General features: G+C 38.3%; 17 protein-coding genes and 3 pseudogenes. 11 read left to right on the top strand and 9 right to left on the bottom strand.

Annotated elements, in window-relative coordinates; all coding sequences use genetic code 11:
• Window positions 1–226: 226 nt before the first annotated feature.
• The 3 genes and pseudogenes from ABVJ71_RS09300 (at window position 227) to ABVJ71_RS09290 (ending at window position 2,494) form a co-directional block, all read left to right on the top strand.
• Window positions 227–1,476, top strand: a pseudogene (locus tag ABVJ71_RS09300) (T7SS effector LXG polymorphic toxin).
• A 19-nt stretch (window positions 1,477–1,495) separates the two neighbouring features.
• On the top strand, window positions 1,496–1,864 hold the full coding sequence (gene cdiI, locus ABVJ71_RS09295) for a ribonuclease toxin immunity protein CdiI (protein WP_353853779.1): 369 nt from the start codon (window positions 1,496–1,498) through the stop codon (window positions 1,862–1,864).
• A gap of 386 nt (window positions 1,865–2,250) precedes the next feature.
• Window positions 2,251–2,494 (top strand): annotated as a pseudogene (locus ABVJ71_RS09290) (tRNA-Val4).
• A 142-nt stretch (window positions 2,495–2,636) separates the two neighbouring features.
• On the opposite strand, the gene ABVJ71_RS09285 reads toward ABVJ71_RS09290, so the two are convergent.
• The 6 genes and pseudogenes from ABVJ71_RS09285 to ABVJ71_RS09260 all read right to left on the bottom strand — a co-directional run bounded on the left by ABVJ71_RS09285 (window position 2,637) and on the right by ABVJ71_RS09260 (window position 6,456).
• Window positions 2,637–3,155, bottom strand: a complete 519-nt coding sequence (locus tag ABVJ71_RS09285; RefSeq protein WP_353853778.1) for a GrpB family protein — start codon at window positions 3,153–3,155, stop codon at window positions 2,637–2,639.
• 24 nt (window positions 3,156–3,179) lie between these two features.
• Window positions 3,180–3,419, bottom strand: a pseudogene (locus ABVJ71_RS09280) (IS1595 family transposase); the annotation flags it as partial.
• Between the two features lie 280 nt (window positions 3,420–3,699).
• On the bottom strand, window positions 3,700–3,894 hold the full coding sequence (locus ABVJ71_RS09275; protein WP_353853777.1) for a response regulator: 195 nt from the start codon (window positions 3,892–3,894) through the stop codon (window positions 3,700–3,702).
• A gap of 178 nt (window positions 3,895–4,072) precedes the next feature.
• Window positions 4,073–4,627 (bottom strand): GNAT family protein, encoded by a 555-nt coding sequence (locus tag ABVJ71_RS09270; RefSeq protein ID WP_353853776.1) that lies wholly within the window; start codon window positions 4,625–4,627, stop codon window positions 4,073–4,075.
• Between the two features lie 71 nt (window positions 4,628–4,698).
• A complete protein-coding gene (locus ABVJ71_RS09265; protein ID WP_353853775.1) occupies window positions 4,699–5,976 on the bottom strand; it encodes an Nramp family divalent metal transporter in 1,278 nt (425 codons plus the stop codon).
• Window positions 5,977–6,195: 219 nt separating this feature from the next.
• The gene (locus ABVJ71_RS09260) at window positions 6,196–6,456 is read right to left on the bottom strand and encodes a GlsB/YeaQ/YmgE family stress response membrane protein (RefSeq protein ID WP_353853774.1); all 261 of its coding nucleotides are present in this window, start codon (window positions 6,454–6,456) and stop codon (window positions 6,196–6,198) included.
• Window positions 6,457–6,609: 153 nt separating this feature from the next.
• On the opposite strand from ABVJ71_RS09260, the gene ABVJ71_RS09255 reads away from it, so the two are divergent.
• A complete protein-coding gene (locus tag ABVJ71_RS09255; protein WP_353853773.1) occupies window positions 6,610–7,440 on the top strand; it encodes an EcsC family protein in 831 nt (276 codons plus the stop codon).
• 60 nt (window positions 7,441–7,500) lie between these two features.
• On the opposite strand, the gene ABVJ71_RS09250 is transcribed toward ABVJ71_RS09255, so the two are convergent.
• Window positions 7,501–8,592: a DctP family TRAP transporter solute-binding subunit gene (locus tag ABVJ71_RS09250; RefSeq protein ID WP_353853772.1), complete on the bottom strand. Its 1,092-nt coding sequence runs from the start codon at window positions 8,590–8,592 to the stop codon at window positions 7,501–7,503.
• 87 nt (window positions 8,593–8,679) lie between these two features.
• Between ABVJ71_RS09250 and ABVJ71_RS09245 the strand changes: the two genes are divergently transcribed.
• The 7 genes from ABVJ71_RS09245 to ABVJ71_RS09215 all read left to right on the top strand — a co-directional run bounded on the left by ABVJ71_RS09245 (window position 8,680) and on the right by ABVJ71_RS09215 (window position 15,879).
• Window positions 8,680–10,284, top strand: a complete 1,605-nt coding sequence (locus tag ABVJ71_RS09245; RefSeq protein ID WP_353856624.1) for a sensor histidine kinase — start codon at window positions 8,680–8,682, stop codon at window positions 10,282–10,284.
• Complete coding sequence (locus ABVJ71_RS09240) at window positions 10,281–10,964, top strand: response regulator (RefSeq protein ID WP_353853771.1); 684 nt, start codon at window positions 10,281–10,283, stop codon at window positions 10,962–10,964. The genes ABVJ71_RS09245 and ABVJ71_RS09240 overlap by 4 nt, the downstream gene beginning before the upstream one ends.
• Before the next feature lie 122 nt (window positions 10,965–11,086).
• Window positions 11,087–12,355 carry a C4-dicarboxylate transporter DctP gene (dctP, locus tag ABVJ71_RS09235; protein WP_353853770.1) on the top strand — a complete coding sequence of 423 codons (1,269 nt, stop codon included), beginning with the start codon at window positions 11,087–11,089 and terminating at the stop codon, window positions 12,353–12,355.
• Between the two features lie 197 nt (window positions 12,356–12,552).
• Window positions 12,553–13,575: an AI-2E family transporter gene (locus tag ABVJ71_RS09230; RefSeq protein ID WP_353853769.1), complete on the top strand. Its 1,023-nt coding sequence runs from the start codon at window positions 12,553–12,555 to the stop codon at window positions 13,573–13,575.
• Window positions 13,576–13,756: 181 nt separating this feature from the next.
• The gene (locus tag ABVJ71_RS09225) at window positions 13,757–14,683 is read left to right on the top strand and encodes an ABC transporter ATP-binding protein (protein ID WP_353853768.1); all 927 of its coding nucleotides are present in this window, start codon (window positions 13,757–13,759) and stop codon (window positions 14,681–14,683) included.
• The gene (locus ABVJ71_RS09220) at window positions 14,661–15,425 is read left to right on the top strand and encodes an ABC transporter permease (protein WP_353853767.1); all 765 of its coding nucleotides are present in this window, start codon (window positions 14,661–14,663) and stop codon (window positions 15,423–15,425) included. Before ABVJ71_RS09225 ends, ABVJ71_RS09220 begins: the two co-directional genes overlap by 23 nt.
• Window positions 15,426–15,543: 118 nt before the next feature.
• Complete coding sequence (locus tag ABVJ71_RS09215; protein ID WP_353853766.1) at window positions 15,544–15,879, top strand: hypothetical protein; 336 nt, start codon at window positions 15,544–15,546, stop codon at window positions 15,877–15,879.
• Between the two features lie 93 nt (window positions 15,880–15,972).
• Here ABVJ71_RS09215 and fbpB read toward each other — a convergent pair whose 3' ends face one another.
• Window positions 15,973–16,116, bottom strand: coding sequence for a Fur-regulated basic protein FbpB (gene fbpB / locus ABVJ71_RS09210; protein ID WP_353853765.1), 144 nt, complete (start codon window positions 16,114–16,116; stop codon window positions 15,973–15,975).
• Window positions 16,117–16,469: 353 nt separating this feature from the next.
• Window positions 16,470–16,790 (bottom strand): thioredoxin family protein, encoded by a 321-nt coding sequence (locus ABVJ71_RS09205; RefSeq protein WP_353853764.1) that lies wholly within the window; start codon window positions 16,788–16,790, stop codon window positions 16,470–16,472.
• Window positions 16,791–16,929 lie beyond the last annotated feature (139 nt).

Here is a 16,929-nt window from a genome sequence, read left to right as displayed (position 1 = left end):
AAAACGCAGTCAGTCTTCAAAAAAGAGGGCTGACTTTTTTGAATTCATAAGAAATCGACTCAATTATTACTTGTTTTATTTTTTGGAATGTTTGATAATCATTTTTGTAACTTAAATCCTATTTTTCCAATTTGTTGAGAAAGGTAAAATAGACTTTGTGATCAATAATGAAGGGCTGTGATTTCCCCTGAATAAAATACTTGATGCCAAAGCACTAACAAGCGCTATGGAAGAAAGAGCGAAGCACTATCAGGAACTTCGGGAACAAATGATAGATTTGAAGCACGCATTACAAGGTGTAGCCAATCTCGGTGATGATTTCACGGGAAAAGGTGCCGACAATATTAAAAGTTTTTATCAAGAGCTTGCTGGAAATGTGGACATGTTGATTAGCTTTATAGATAAACAAAAAGTCTTCCACGAAGGTGTTGCGGGTACACTTGAAGATGCCAATTTCGGCGGTGATACTTTTATTGATGAACACTTTTTAGAAAATCAGGTAGAGATGGGGTTAAAAAACGCCAAAAGTATTGTATCTGATCAAAAGAAGGCACTGGAAACCATTTTTCAGGACATAGATGATCTCATCTCTCTTGATGTGTTTGATGATCAAATCTTTGATGAAAAGATAACGGATGCCGAAGACGAACGGAAAAAGACCGTAAAAGATTTAAACGAATTAGACCAACATCTAAAAGATGAATATGCTTTGTCAGAGACTGAAGAGCAGGCTACAATGGCATTGTACGCCGAAATGATGAATGCGACAAATAACGGAAAAACCATTTCACCGATGAATTTTGATAAGAAAGCGTATCAAAATAGCGAAATCTACAAGGCAAAAGACGATATTGAGAAGCAAACTTCTGAATATTTAAAAATCAAAAAAGAACAGAAAGAAGCCCGCAAGATTGCGAAGGAACAAGAAGCATTTTTGGGAACAAGATCTCAAAAGAACAGCAGGAAGCGAGTATGAATGCGGCACTTGGAATGCTTTTGCCGTTTGGGGTGAAAGGGTTTCATGGGAAGATGGGGGCTAAGGGTACAGGTAAAGTTAAGTTCTCACCTAGCTTAGAGGAACATATAAGAAAAGTTGACCCCGATGTTCCAAGGAGAAGAGGTATTGGTGGGGCGCATAACAGAGATGAGTTTATGAAAAATGATGTAAATATCTTAAATGTGAAGAAACATGACACTTTGCCAGGAGTGGAGAAAATAACATACCAAGTCCCTTCGCTAGATGCTAAAACTGGCCAAAAAACAGGATGGAGAGAAAAGTCATTTGATAAAACTGTTTATGACCCCAAATTAATCTCTGATGAAGAGTTTATTAAACGAGGAAAAGAAGCAGTAGATAATGCTTTTTCAAGAGGCGTTTTAGGTAGGGAGTGGCAAGGTTATGACGGTAAAGGGATAAAATGGAGAGGGTATACAGATAAGAATGGAGAAGTGACATCGTTTTATCCCGAATTATAGTTGAAAGGATTCAAATAATATGAATAGAAAAATTTTAGAATCTCAAATGTTAAGAGATGAACATTTTCCTGTAGTGGCTTTTTTCAATGCAATCACTGATGATAGCTTTGTAAAAATTATTCAGCATTTATCTACGGGGGTAGGTTATGGTATTAATGCTGTTGATTGCACTTTTTCAAATGATCTTGAAGCCGACGAGGAGCCATTTCAAGGAGTAATGTTTGCACTTCATGATGAGGAGATTATTGTAGATTATCAGACATTCTATTATTATCTTGAGCAAGCCTGTAATACGTATATCAAAGAGTATCCTCAAGATGAGAAAATTATTAGTAAGATATTAAGAAAAATAGTTGAAAAATATAGTTTGACAGGAGACGAACAATAAATTATACCTATCCATAATAATTAAGCAAGTAAGTATTGCAATGGATAGATTGATCTCATAATAAAAACAATAAATCAAATACTAAAAAAATTGACAAGCATGTTTGCTAACCTTTAAAGGCTTATTCTAACTTCAACAAAGAAGGGGAATGAGCCTTTTTACCTCTGATCAATTTTTAAAACAATTTGTTGATGTTTTAAAAGCTATTGATGAAGCTTACCAAAATAAAAAATAGATAGGTCCTAATAAGCTTAAAGGGGTAACATCATCAGGAATTAAAATAGAGATATACTTGAATAGCTACAGCATAGCCACTATATAAAAAATAATATATAAGGTGATGATAATCATATGAATTTAAGGAAGATCGATTTGGTGATTTAGAGATAGTTTTACCAGAAGAAATAAGTATTTTCTCAGATTTTATACAAGATATTTCATCAGAAGAAGTGGATGAGTGTATAGGGTGTATGAAAAATGTTATAGATGGAGTATATGAAAGTTTTGAAATTACATTGAATGCTACCAGTGTAAATATGAAGAAAGAAGGGACAATAGCTGAACACCATTATAGGGTTGATGAACCTTATGAAAATATAATTGAAACGAAGGAATTTAGAGCTGTTGTGAATATGGAAAGAGAAAATTCTAGAAATATTCAGGTTGAATTATTAGTTATCTAAACATGACACTAAGATGATACTAGTGTGTATTCTTTTTAAAGCTATGTTAAAGAATAATGTTGATTTTATGACAAGGAAAAGGGACTCCTTTAATTAGGAGTTCCAATTTTTCCAATAATTGACTTAACAAAATCAGTCTTTTCATCTGCGTATTTGTGTTTGTCATTTTTATTTAAACTTGATAGTTTAAGTTTAAGGTGTTGGTATTCATTTCTTGCTTGTTCGTTATTTCTCAAATAATCTCTGAAATTTAACTGTTCTAATAAATACTTATTGTCTCTTTGGTACATATGGATTTGATGTGTTCTTGGTTCACCTTTGTTAAAGTAGTGTCTTTCTGGTAATACATTTGTACCTCTATATGAGTAACCGAGTCCTTCCAATGCTGTTACAAATTTTTCTCCATCAAGAAAATTATCTATTTCAATTGCAATATCAATAATTGGCTTAGCGCTTAAACCTTTGACTGCTGTACTTCCAATATGGTGTATGTTCACCGTGTATTGACCAATAACACCTATTATCTGTTTCTTTTCTGTTTTAAATTCTTTTGCCCACTCAGTAGACCAAGGAACTAAAAAAACTTCCCCTCTCGGTAATCCCAGCAATTGCCCATCACACCTTTTAATTCTATATTTTGATAACCTAATTTTATCATAGGTCTCATTAGTAGAGAAAAGCAGCTCTCAACAATCATCTTATTATCAGTTGTGTCGTCATTTAAATCCCTAATTTGGTCTAGAAATTAAACCCAACTCAAAGAATGGTCTAGGTACTTAGTAGCCACACCATTAAAACCTATTTAACCAGCCTTTTAATCGACTATGATAACTATTCACATTTTTAAAAGGGTAACCTCCTCGAACACGTTCCCATTAAGCTCAATTTTTATCCGCGTACCCCAACTGGAAATCAAAGTGTGGTCATTATAAAAGAGGTCACTATGCAGGGCAAAAAAATTACAGGAATCATAGGAAGCGGTTCTTTAGATTGGAACAAAACACTCGGAAAGTATGACTCAAATGATCGAGCAGCAGAGATCTTGCAAGATTTATAAAGGCAATCAAAGAAAATCCAGATTCTTCTGTTACCTACAGCATGCCAGAGAAATAAAAAGAAACCACCTTTTTACGGCGAAAAGGTGGTTTTTTGTCAACGTGTTTTTGTAAAGGCTAAAAATAATGGAATGCCTGTGCCAACAAGTGTTGTGGCAAATAGGAATATACCACAAATGAATAGAAAATGGCTGGCAGAAAAGACAAGTGCCAAGATGAGAAAAACGATACTGAGCCCCACCATACAATAAGATGGAACAAAGCGGCGTTTGTATGTGGCTTTCTTTGTCATGAATGAAAAGAAAATGCCAAATAATAAAGGAACAATCCATAAGTAAAATAAAATAATAAGAGACATACGTCATACCTCGATTTTTCCTTCTATTTTATCAGATGACGATCACAACTGATATAACAAAGCTTCACTTTGTAAAATAGTTCATGCAATCGACACAATTAAATAGGTTGATTCAATGATGAGCTTTTAGTTTGGTGTATTCCGGCTGCAAAAGTGCGTATACACAATGATCTGTGAAATGGTCACCAAGCCATTCACATTCCTTGAGGATGCCTTCAAGAGAGAATGATAATCGCTCTGCGATGCGCCTGCTTTTCATATTATCTACAGCCGCTCTAATCTCAATTCGATGCAATCCGCATTCTTCAAATAAATATTGAATGACGGCTTTGCACGCTTTTGTCATGAGTCCTTTCCCTTGATAGCCCTCACCAAGCCAATAGCCAATGGAAACGGTTCGGTTCATCCAGTCAATCTGGTGTGTGCCAATGATTCCAACGAGTTCGCCATGTGACCAGATGCCTGCTTGAAATCCGTTGTTTTTCAAGGCTTGTTGCATTGCACTTTGAATAAAAGCCATGCTGTCTTCTTCCGTTTGTGTCGAATCAACCCAAAGCATCCATTCACGCAAATGTTGTCTCGAACGTTGGATGAGCAAAAACAGACTTCTTGCGTCTCTGGGCTCAAGCAAACGCATTGATAAATCTTGATCTTGATACAAAAACATATGCCCACATCCTCTCGTGGAAATTTTACCATAGCCCAATCGAAAGAAAAAGACAGCAGAATCACTGTCTTTTACATAAAGGTATCAACAATTAAAAATACATTCAGTGCAACAACAAGAGCTGCTATCACCCAAGATATTCCTGTCACCCAGCATGCATTCGTCAAATCGCCCATAATTCGTTTTTTACTTGTAAATAGTATCAAAGGGATTAAAGCAAAAGCAATGCCAAAGGATAAGATCACTTGGCTCATGACAAGCGCAGATGTCGGATTCACCCCAGATGCAATGATCGCAATAGGGGGAATGATTGTAATCAGACGGCGTACATACAGCGGGATGCGATATTGAATAAAGCCCTGCATAATAATATCGCCTGATAATGTACCGACAGAAGAGCTTGAAAGACCGGCCACAAGCAGTCCAACACCAAATAAAATCGCCGATACAGGACCCGCTAGTGTATCAAAATGTCGAAAGGCGACATCTAAATCTTCAACAAATAAGCCATTTTTATAAAATAAAGCAGCAGCCACAATCAACATGCTTGCATTGATCGCACCAGCGACAAGCATGGCAATCAGAATATCTAAAAACTCAAAGCGGAAAATGAGTTTTTTCTCTTTCTCTGTTCTGCCGACGACTCTCCTTTGGGTTAAGGCTGAATGCAAATAGATGGCATGCGGCATGACTGTGGCGCCTAATATTCCTGCTGCAAGTAACACACTATCTGCTCCATCAAACCTTGGAATCAAGAGTCCGCCAGCGACACTCGCAATATCAGGCTTTGCGACAAATGTTTGCACAGCGAAAGCAATCACGACTACGAACAGCATACTGGTGATTCCAGCTTCTAGTGCTCTGTAACCTCTTCTTTGTAGCTCCAAAATTGCAAAAGAACCGATTGCAGCAATCATGGATGCTTCAAGCAAAGGAATGCGGAAAAGCAGATATAAACCAAGTGCAGCCCCGATAAATTCGGCTAAGTCTGTAGCGATGATCACGAGCTCTCCTTGAATCCATAAACCAATGGAGACAGGCTTAGGGAACTCTTCACGTGCGATTTCAGGTAAATTTTTACCTGTAGCTATTCCAAGCTTTGCGGATAAAGACTGGATGAGCAAAGCCATGAGATTCGATATGAGAATGACCCACAATAGAAGATAACCATATTTTGAGCCAGCGGCAATGTTGGTGGCGAAGTTACCTGGATCAATATAAGCAATGGCAGCAATAAAAGCGGGTCCGAGAAAAGGAAGAAGCCTTCTAACCCCTTTGACCTTTCCTTCAAGTGCATGCTGAGCAGCTACTGACATTTGTGCTTGTGCCTCGATATATTTATTTGTCATATGTCATCACCTAAATTCTACGAAGTTTTACTTCGGCACAAAAAGTTTCCTCTATGCAATTTTTAATCATCATATTCTCCTCAGGAAGAATTGTCAACTATCTGAACTAATATATTTGTTTATCATATGTAAGTGAAGAAAATAGATGCTATGTTAATCAAATGCAGAAAAAAACACCGCCATGATAAGCGGTGTCCCTCTGCTTCCTCTTTTTTTGATTTAAGAAAACCTTGATCCAACACTGCGGAAAATCAAGCTTAAAATAATAACAAAAATAGCAGCTCCTAAGATCGCTGGAATGATCGCAAAGCCTGCAAGGCTAGGACCCCACGTTCCAAGTAACCCATGACCAATCCAAGCCCCTACAAGCCCAGCAATCATAGACCCAAACCATCCTCCGGGAATACTACCTCCAGCGAGTGCACTGCCAATGAGACCAATGACAATCGCAACAACTAATGAAATCAGAAATCCTAACATATGGATCACTCCTCTTTTGATTGTTATTTAACAATAACCGTTCTGAAAGAAATTTAAACCTCTCGGAACCGCTTCAATATTTTATACGTATGATGGAGGTGGAATGTGTATAATAACAGAAAATGACGATCGACATCTAAGGAGGAAGAAGGCATGGAGGAAAGAGAGTGGTTAAAAGCACAATTAAAGGAAATTGAAAAATGGGAGCAAGAACAACAAAAGGTGTGGTTCTGGGAGAAACTCAGCCGTCTTCCATTTCAAATGTTGGACAAGCTGACTCCTGCCTTTATTCAAAAGAAAATCGGCGTGTTATTAGATGAAATGGGGCACTACATTCAATCAGGCGGTGTGTATTTGACTTCGGAAAAAGGAATTATTCTTCAATTTCAAGCAAAATGTGCCGGCGAGTCCATTCATAGCATAGAAGATATTCAAAAAGCCCCTATCGAAGTCATGGATACCATTAGTGAACATATGGGGAAAAATAGAGCAAATTTAGCCACTGTTCAAGGTGCGACAACAGGGGTTGGTGGCATGTTTACACTAGCGGCAGATATCCCGGTTGTGTTAGGACTATCATTGAAAACATTACAGGATATTGCCGTCACCTATGGATATGATCCGAAAAACAAGGAAGAGCGGGTATTTATCATTAAATGTTTGCAGCTAAACGCTGCTGATGTGGTGGGAAAAAAATCAATATTAAAAGAGCTGAAGAGCTATCATGCCTCTGAAGGAAAGCGCGAAAATATGATTTCTCAAATACAAGGATGGCGTGAGGTGGTGTTTAACTACCGAGATTCATTTGGCTGGAAGAAATTATTTCAGCTTGTCCCAATTGCGGGTATTTTGTTCGGAGCAGTGTCCAACCGCTCACAATTAAAGGGAATTGCCGAAACGGGCATCATGCAATATCGAAAGCGCAGAATTTTAGCAAGGCTGGAGGAAATCACGCAACAAAAACAGCGTGAGTTCAGGGCATAAAAAAATCTCTTGTGAACAATCTGAAATCCCTTAGCTGCACAAGGGATTTTTTTTGATTTGCTATTCATTTTCTGCTTGCAAGGCATTGATTTGGGAGTTTTCATAACGTGTCTGAAGCTCACGAATCTGTTTCACCAAGGTAGAACCGATGGTTTTTTCAGCTTCATCATATAAAGGATCGAAAGCTTTCACCCACTTTTTTCGCTCTGTTTGTGTTAATTCGTGGATTGCTATAGGTGATTCACGTTTCATTTCCTTCAACTGATCTTTATTTAGTTGTTCCGCATGTTTTTCATTCCACGCAGTTGTTTCCTCCATTGCTTCAAGTAAAATTCGCTTCGTTTCAGGTGTTTGGCGTTCAAAGAATGATTGATCCGTCAAGACAACATACCCTAAATAACCATGATTACTGATCGTCATATAGTCTTGTATATGATAGAATTTTTTTGAATAAATATTTGAAATTGTATTTTCTTCACCGTCTACCTTTTTCATTTCTAATAGCTGAAACGTGGAGTTGAATGATTCTTGATATGGCTTTGCGCCAAGAAGTTTGAATTGTTTTTCAATCATGTCACTTTGCATGATGCGAAGTGATTGATTTTTTAGATCACTTGGTAGTTTGATCGGGCTTTTATTAGAGGTAATTTGTTTAAATCCATTTGTCCAATATGCCATTCCTTTTAGCCCATCTTTTTGCAAAGTGCTAAACAATCTCTGTCCAATTGCACCATTCAATCCTTCTTGAACAGCATCATAATTAGGAAAAGCAAAGGGAAGATCGAGTGCTAACCATTCAGGTGACAGCATGCCAAGCTTAGAGGTAGACGGAGCGATAAACTGGACTTGGTTCTCTTTCAGTGCATGAATCTCTTCAATATCGGAATAAAGGCTCCCGTTTGAAAAAATTTGAATGGTGATCTTTCCATCAGATTTCTCATGCACCAGCTCAGCAAACTTCTTTGCAGCCAGCCCTTTCGGTGTATTGTCAGCAACGACATGACTAAATTTAAATACAAGCTGGTCCTTCAGCCCTATCTGTTCATCATCAAATATAGTAGCTGATTTCGGCATCATATGATAAGAACCAAAGTATAAAGCGGTTACAATACCAATGATCAGCAACAACGTATAGGCAAGTAAATTCTTCATGCGACAGCTCCCCCTTCCCTTATGTCAAGCATACTTGACAGAGGAAGAATCCGTAAAGATACAGGTGAAAAAATGTTGAGAAATCAATTGAAATTACATCAATTATCCATTAGGTGGAAGCTCACTATCTTGACTTATTTCGTTGTTATTTTTGCACTTTTCATCGGAGGAATTGTTCTTGTAGGCGGGATAAAGCAAACGGAGGAAAGAGAGCTCCGGAAAAGACTCATGAATACAGCGAGAACCGTCGCTGAAATGAGCGAGGTGAAGCAGGCATTAGCTAATCAGGCAAAGGAACGTTCTCGTTTACAACATGCAATTGAAGAGATTCGTATTATCCAAGACGCTGACTATATTGTGGTGATGGATATGGATCACATCAGATTAACGCATCCAGTCAAGACGAGAATTGGTCAGCGCTCAGAGGGAACAGATGAAGAACCGGCTTTCGCAGAGCATATTTATTTCTCAGAAGCAGAGGGAGAGCTGGGAACAGCGATAAGAGCATTCTATCCGGTGAAAAATGAAACGTTTCATCAAATAGGGGTTGTCCTTGTAGGAAGAACGTTACCGAGCATGACGGATATATTAGCAGAAATGAAGCGGGATATCATCATGATCTTGCTGCTGACGCTAAGTTTCGGGCTTGTCGGTTCATTCTTACTCGCCCGTCATATTAAACAGCAAATGTTTAAGCTGGAGCCGCATGAGATTGTGAGGATGCTAGAGGAACGTACTGCAACCTTTCACTCTATCAATGAAGGGGTCATCGCCATAGATAATCAGCACATGATTACTATTTTTAATGAAAAGGCAAAGCAGATTTTTGGGGTAACAGGTGATGTGGTTGGTCGGAATATATGGGATGTATTGGCGGATACGAGGCTGCCTGAAATCATTGAGCGAGCAGAACCGGTCTACAATGAAGAAATTCATATGAGTGGAAAACGAATCATGAGCAGCCGGATTCCAATTGTGATGAAAAAGAAGATCATCGGTGCAGTGGCTATTTTCCAAGACCGGACAGAGGCAGCCAAATTGGCAGAGGAACTAACAGGGGTTAAGAACTTCGTTGATGGCCTGAGAGTTCAAAATCATGAGCATATGAATCAGCTTCATACCATTGCGGGATTGATTCAGCTTGGGAAAACGAATCAGGCTTTGGAACTGGCTTTTCAAACGACAGAAGAACAGGAACATGTCACTGACTTTCTTCATCGGGTCATTCAGCATGATGCGGTGGTGGGTCTTTTAATGAGCAAGATTAGAAGAGGCAAAGAGCTTGGCATAAAAGTCAAAGTAGATGAGAATAGCTGTCTGCGAGATTTTCCCAATCGTTTAGATCAGCACGATATGACGAAACTTCTTGGTAATTTTATTGAGAATGCCTTTGCAGCCTTTGATACAGTTGAGCGTGAATACAAAAAGATCTCCATTAGTATTGATCAGACGGAGGATGTACTAGCGATTCTGATTGAAGATAATGGGTCTGGAATCGAGGAGGAGATGATTCCTCATATTTTTGACAAAGGGTTCACACATGGCAAAGAAGGCGGAACAGGTTATGGACTGTATATTGTAAAGACGATTATCGACAAAGGGATGGGAAATGTAGAAGTGACATCAAGCATCGGCATTGGTACCACCTTCTCAATCGAATTCCCAATGACAATAGAGGAGAGAGACAGATGACTCATATCAAGGTGCTATTAATTGAAGATGATCCGATGGTACAAGAAGTCAATAAAGAGTTTATTATGAGTGTTCCTGGCTTTCAAGTAGTGGCTGTGGCAGGGAATGGTGAACAAGGCATTCAGCTCATAAAAGAGGTTCGTCCAGATCTTGTTGTGCTTGATGTTTATATGCCAAAAAAAGACGGGGTGAAAACGCTACAAGAAATCAGAAAGCAGAAGATGCAGGTTGATGTGATCGTGATTTCCGCAGCAAAGGACAAAGAAACCATAGCTGTTATGCTCCAAAACGGTGCACGAGACTATATCATTAAACCGTTTAAATTTGGACGGATGAAGGCATCTCTTGAAAGCTATAAAGCCTTTCAATCAAAGATTCGTACCGCAACAGAATTTTCTCAGGAGATGCTGGACGATATCATACGAAAGCCTGCCGTTAAGCAGGAAGAATCATGGCTCCCTAAAGGGCTGAATGTGCATACGATGAACGAAATTAAAGCATATATGAGTTTGCAAGAAGGAGCACAGTCAGCAGAACAAGTCGCAAATGCGCTTGGCATTGCCCGTGTCACAGCACGCCGATATTTAGACTTTCTTGTGAAAGAAGGCGAGCTGAAAATAGATATGCAATATGGCGGGGTAGGAAGACCTGTAAATAAATATATCGTACATTCTGACTAATAGACCAAAAAGACCAAAATGTACGATATGTTCATAAGCTTCTCAGCCTTGATTGAAATCGCTATCATTTATCTACAGAGATGGGTTAAGCGTTTACATTAAAGGGTGAGGAGAGGAAGTGTATGAAGAGGCTTTTAAAGAACCTGACCTTTCAAGTCATTTCAGCCGTCATCATCGGGATTATTGTAGGGATGGTTTGGCCGAACGTTGGGAAGGAAATGAAACCGCTTGGTGATACATTTATCAACGCAGTTAAAATGGTGATCGCACCGATTATTTTCCTAACAATTGTACTTGGTATTGCCAAAATGGGTGATATGAAAAAGGTTGGAAAGGTCGGCGGAAAAGCATTTATTTATTTTGAAGTTGTCACAACTCTTGCATTGGTGATCGGTCTTCTTGTTGTGAATATCATGAAGCCGGGAGCGGGTCTTGACTATAGTAAGCTTGAAAAAGGGGATGTCTCGCAGTATACCCAAGGTGGGGGAAAGGGAATTGACTGGATAGAATTTGTCACACACATTGTGCCATCTAACATGGTAGATGCTTTTGCAAAGGGAGACATTTTACAGGTTTTATTCTTCTCTATTTTATTCGGAATAGCGCTTGCAGCACTTGGTGAGAAGGGGAAAGAGATCATCGATTGGCTTGATAAGCTGTCACTTGTCTTTTTCAAAATCATTGGATATATCATGCGTGCCGCGCCATTAGGTGCATTCGGTGCAATGGCTTATACAATTGGTCACTTTGGTCTCGGATCTATGAAACAACTTGGGAGCCTGATGTTGTCCGTTTACTTAACCATGTTCTTATTCATTTTTGTTGTATTGAACATCATTTGTAAGATGTATGGCTTTAGCTTGTTCAGCTACCTTCGTTTTATTAAGGATGAAATTTTCATTGTACTTGGCACAAGCTCATCAGAATCTGTACTGCCACGAATGATGGATAAAATGGAGCGATATGGCTGTTCTAAATCCGTTGTTGGGCTTGTCATTCCAACAGGCTATTCATTTAACTTAGATGGAACCTCTATTTATTTATCGATGGCCGTTGTATTCTTAGCCCAAGTTTTTGGTGTCGACCTGTCAATCGGTCAGCAGATGACCATTATCCTTGTCCTTATGCTTACTTCAAAGGGGGCGGCTGGGGTGACAGGAAGCGGATTTATCGTGCTGGCTTCTACACTTGCTGCACTTCAGGTCATTCCGCTTGAAGGGCTTGCACTGCTTCTTGGTGTCGACCGATTTATGAGTGAAGGAAGAGCCATCACAAACTTAATTGGAAATGGAATTGCAACAATCATTGTTGCGAAAAGTGAAGGTGAATTTGACGAACATAAAAGCAAAATTGCACTTCAGGAAATGCGGAATATCAAGCAGGCTGTGTAGTATAAAAACAATCAAAAACCGAAACCTTATGTTCTACATGGGTTCGGTTTTTTTCTTGTTACCTTAAACCTTCATAAAAATAGAACGAATCGTAAGAACTCATTGACCGTTTGTTATATAATTTACAGAAAGATCCGATATAATGTATATCAGATGCGATGAAAAATAGACTTTAGTCCTGGCAGGTGTGTAACTTAATGGCGGCATTTTTAAAATGGTTTGAAAAACCCGGTGTCAAACGGTTTTCAGTATTTGTAGTATTGGCCACGATATTATATCTATTAAGAGGAATGATGAATTTAATTCTCTTGACCTTCATATTCACTTTTTTAATGAATCGTTTAGAAGAAGTCATTAGATGCTTTTTAAATCGCTTTCTGAAAATAGGACAGAAATCGGTTATTACCATTTTGTACATTCTCCTAGCTGGTGGATTGACATTTGGTGGATTTGTTTTTGTGCCAATCATCATCAAACAGGTTGAGCAGTTATTTCGTCTAGGTAAGAAAATTGCAGATCATCCACAAGATATACCCTTCTTTGATGTCATCACAAACGTATTCGGAGATTTTAAAATTTCATCTTTTTTTGAGAAAGGGTTCAATTTCCTCTATACATACTTAACAGATCTTAGCACGTTCAGTATTCAGGTTATTATGTCCTTAATATTAAGCATGTTCTTCTTATTTGAAAAGGAACGCCTCATTCAATTTATGAATAAATTTAAAACGAGCAAAATCTCTGTATTCTATCATGAACTTGCCTTCTTTGGTCGTAAATTTTCCAGAACGTTTGGGAAGGTACTCGAAGCTCAATTTATTATTGCGACCGTTAATTGTGTATTAACAACGATTGCCCTTGGTATCATGGGATTCCCGCAATTATTTGGATTAGCAGTCATGGTTTTTTTGCTAGGCTTGATTCCAGTCGCTGGTGTGGTCATTTCTCTTATTCCATTGAGTATTATTGCGTATACACTTGGAGGCGGAATCTATGTGCTTTATATTGTCTTGGTTATCGTCATTATCCATGCCATTGAGGCTTATTTTTTGAATCCGAAGTTGATGTCAGCTAAAACAGAGCTCCCTATTTTCTTCACGTTTATTGTGCTGATTTTCTCAGAACACTATATTGGCATCTGGGGTCTCATTATTGGAATTCCAATCTTTGTATTTATCCTGGATGTTTTGGAGGTCACAAATAAGGAAGAAAGTAATTAAAAAGTTCATATCACCTGTTTACAATTAGTAATACAGTAATCGGCACAAAGGGCTGACCAATCAGCCCTTTTTCTGTTGAAAACAATTCTGGGAGAGCAGCTTGTCTTGCGTGATATACTTTTAACAGTTATAAGTGGCTATGACTGGCGCTTTAGGCTTTACATTTGAAGGAGGAATTGCTTTGGAGTCAGCCGTCCTAAAAATAGAGAAAGTAAATAAAAAAATAGGCAGACGAAACATTTTGAGTGATATTACGTTGGAGATCAAGCAAGGAGAAATTGTTGGTCTGCTTGGACCAAACGGGTCTGGAAAAACGACATTGATTAGGTTGATTGTGGGATTGATGAAAAAAAGCAATGGACGTATCACCATCAATGGTTATTCTCAAGATGAGCACTTTCAAAAAGCAATGACTTCTGTTGGTGCCATTATAGAGAATCCAGAGTTCTATTCATATTTAACAGGATTTGAAAACCTTGAGCTGTGTGCAGCTATGCATGTTGGTATATCAGAAAATCGTATTCATGAGGTGGTGAAAAGGGTTCGTCTAGATCATGCCATTCATCATAAGGTCAAGACCTATTCGTTAGGGATGAAACAAAGGCTTGGGATTGCACAGGCGATTTTACATAAACCGGATTTACTTATTTTAGATGAACCTACAAATGGTCTTGACCCCTCTGGAATGAAGGATTTCCGAGAACACTTACGAACGCTTGTGCAAGAGGAGGGCACATCTGTGTTATTTGCTACTCACCTATTGCATGAGGTAGAAGAATTATGTCATCGCATGATGATCATTCAAAAAGGGCAAATCAAAGCAACTGTGGATCTGAGAAATATCAATGAACAAAAGCAGGTGCTCATGAATATTCAACCAGTAGAAGAGGCGTCTTCATGGCTGAATGCGCACGGATATACATATGAGCTTGATGGACAGCATGTCCTGCTTCAATTGAACAAAGAGAGTATGCCGGAGCTCAACAAACAACTTGTGTTGGCTGGCTTTGATGTGTATGAAATGACGCCTCAGAAGAAATCAATTGAATCGGTATTTATGAAATGGACGGAAGGCGGGACGACAGATGCTTCAACTCATCAAAAATGAGCATAAAAAATTAATCAAACAAAAGATCACCATCATTGCACTCGGATTACTCGTTGTTTTTCAATTTGTGATGTCTTTAACGATGAAACAAGTCCCATCTAGTCTTGGAGAATACACAGTAGCGAACTATTTTGCCTATTCTACGAATGTCGTGTTTGTTTTACAAGTGTTTGCTGTCGTCATTGGTGCGACGATGATTTCAGCGGAGTTTCAAAAAAGGACAATCAAATTTTTATTGATACGGCCTAAGACAAGGCTGCACATCTTTCTGTCTAAATATATCACACTCGTGTTATTCGTCATTTATTTGTTTGTTTTTTACTATGTCTTATCTTTTATCTTTGGTCTGATTTTCTTTAGCACTCAATTTAACGAAGACACAGGTCGGTTATTTCAGTACACGTTTGAAGTCATCGGTTCTGAGTGGATTGAGGTTGTCATGATGGCTAGCTTTGCATTTATGTGTTCTAGTTTGTTTAGAAACAGCCTGATTGCACTGGTCACTTCATTTTTAGTTTTATATGGAGCCAAATCTCTCGTGACTATCATGTCACTGTTTGAAAATCAGTGGGGGAAAATCTTGCTTTTCGCCAATACAGACTTCACTCAATACAGCTTTCAAGGCCCGCCGCCATTTGATGGAATGAGCGTCTTGTTTTCATTATTCATTGTTGTTGCGCATTTCGTTTTCTTTGTCGGAACAGCTTGGCTCCTTTTTTGGAAGCGTGATGTAAATGTGTAAAAATTGTGTCAAATAACAAGAAAAATTCGTGACATCTTTGTGACATTCCGTCTATATTTCACGATCATAGGCTGATTTTGTCTTATAATGAACAAGGAGTTATGGAGGTGGCACTATCGTGAGAAATTTTATTTTGGCTTTACCGATTTTGTTGTTGCTGTCGTTTTCGTTCGTGTCTTTTGCCTTCCAGTTTCATCATCTTGTTTATTTCAGACTAGCGCTAGGGATTTTTTCATTAGCCGGTCTTTTGATTCTGTATACATTAAAAAGAAATATCAAATGGTTCATGGTCTATTTGTATGCAAGTTGGATCATCCTTGCCGCAGTAACAACGTTTGAGGAACCTGTGTTTTCTCAGTTTTTCTTCGGCGGTTTAACGATGACAATGGGCTATCTCACTTATATGCTCATTTATCTAGGGATGAAACAAGACCATGTGGCGAAATCACACTAAAGCAAAAGCCGATAAAATCAGCTACTCGATTTTATCGGCTTTTGCTATTTTTTGATGGTGGCAAACAAAAAGGGCAGTCAGGGCTCTGTCTGCTCATCGTAGTTTAACTGCAAGCTGCTTCTGATGCTTCTTGTCGATGGTTTCATATATACTTTCCATCAAATTAGGGTCACGCATGATCGCCTTTTTATTCTCCTCGATCAGCTGTTGATATGTTTTGATTTTCTTTTTAGACATTCAATCATCGCTCCTTTTGAAAATAATGATCTATAAGATCTTATACAGATGAAATTGATAATCATTTTCATTTAGCAATTCTATTATACAAAGTCAAATGTCATAAGTAAAGATTCCATTCGGAAAATTCACGCAACCGACATATTCCCACTTGTATCGACGATAAATTCTTTCCCAGGAAATAAATTACTGTCAATCTATGTCATCAATTCCGGTGAAACATTCCTTTTCTTCGTTGAAACGTTTTTGAGATACGACTCGTCTTATGTAGAGATTTGTTAAAAGAGGATGACATAAAAGAAAAGCAATAAAAAAGGACATCAGCAGTTCATTCTGCCATGCCCTTGATTCAATTATTGAATGTGTTCTTGAAGAAATTCAGTTACTTCTTCGGGTGATTTTGCGTTAGCACTGTGTAAATGACCTGTTTTTTCGCCGTTTTTGAAAATCAACAGGCTAGGAATACCCATGACTTGATATGTTTCTGCTAGCCCAGGGAAATCATCTTTGTTTATTTCATACCATTCGTGATGAGCATAAGTCTCTAAAATGTCTGGAATGAACATGTCCATTCTTGTACAATCAGGACACCATGTTGCAAAGAATTTAATGATCACTTCTTTATCTGATTGAATGATCTCGTTGAATTGTTCAGTACTTGTGATTTTCTTCAATTTGTCACAACTCCTTTTCAAAGTCATTGTAATATAAAATAGAGACGATTGACATACAAATGCTCGGGGGGCGCTTACAACCTTTACAAATCATTTCAATTCCATAACAACAAAATTTAATTAGAGCATTTTCTCTTGA

Origin of the sequence: Bacillus sp. Bos-x628 (genome assembly GCF_040500475.1) — a bacterium.
GTDB lineage: Bacteria > Bacillota > Bacilli > Bacillales > Bacillaceae > Bacillus > Bacillus maqinnsis.
Note: the sequence above shows the minus strand (reverse complement) of the source record. Positions and strands in the feature narration are given on the sequence as shown.

Excerpts from the sequence above, each read along its gene's own strand:
- cdiI (WP_353853779.1), top strand. The coding sequence starts at position 1,496 with ATGAATAGAAAAATTTTAGAATCTCAAATGTTAAGAGATGAACATTTT.
- ABVJ71_RS09275 (WP_353853777.1), bottom strand. The coding sequence starts at position 3,894 with ATGACAAAGAAAGCCACATACAAACGCCGCTTTGTTCCATCTTATTGT.
- ABVJ71_RS09270 (WP_353853776.1), bottom strand. The coding sequence starts at position 4,627 with ATGTTTTTGTATCAAGATCAAGATTTATCAATGCGTTTGCTTGAGCCC.
- ABVJ71_RS09265 (WP_353853775.1), bottom strand. The coding sequence starts at position 5,976 with ATGACAAATAAATATATCGAGGCACAAGCACAAATGTCAGTAGCTGCT.
- ABVJ71_RS09260 (WP_353853774.1), bottom strand. The coding sequence starts at position 6,456 with ATGTTAGGATTTCTGATTTCATTAGTTGTTGCGATTGTCATTGGTCTC.
- ABVJ71_RS09255 (WP_353853773.1), top strand. The coding sequence starts at position 6,610 with ATGGAGGAAAGAGAGTGGTTAAAAGCACAATTAAAGGAAATTGAAAAA.
- ABVJ71_RS09250 (WP_353853772.1), bottom strand. The coding sequence starts at position 8,592 with ATGAAGAATTTACTTGCCTATACGTTGTTGCTGATCATTGGTATTGTA.
- ABVJ71_RS09240 (WP_353853771.1), top strand. The coding sequence starts at position 10,281 with ATGACTCATATCAAGGTGCTATTAATTGAAGATGATCCGATGGTACAA.
- dctP (WP_353853770.1), top strand. The coding sequence starts at position 11,087 with ATGAAGAGGCTTTTAAAGAACCTGACCTTTCAAGTCATTTCAGCCGTC.
- ABVJ71_RS09230 (WP_353853769.1), top strand. The coding sequence starts at position 12,553 with ATGGCGGCATTTTTAAAATGGTTTGAAAAACCCGGTGTCAAACGGTTT.
- ABVJ71_RS09220 (WP_353853767.1), top strand. The coding sequence starts at position 14,661 with ATGCTTCAACTCATCAAAAATGAGCATAAAAAATTAATCAAACAAAAG.
- fbpB (WP_353853765.1), bottom strand. The coding sequence starts at position 16,116 with ATGTCTAAAAAGAAAATCAAAACATATCAACAGCTGATCGAGGAGAAT.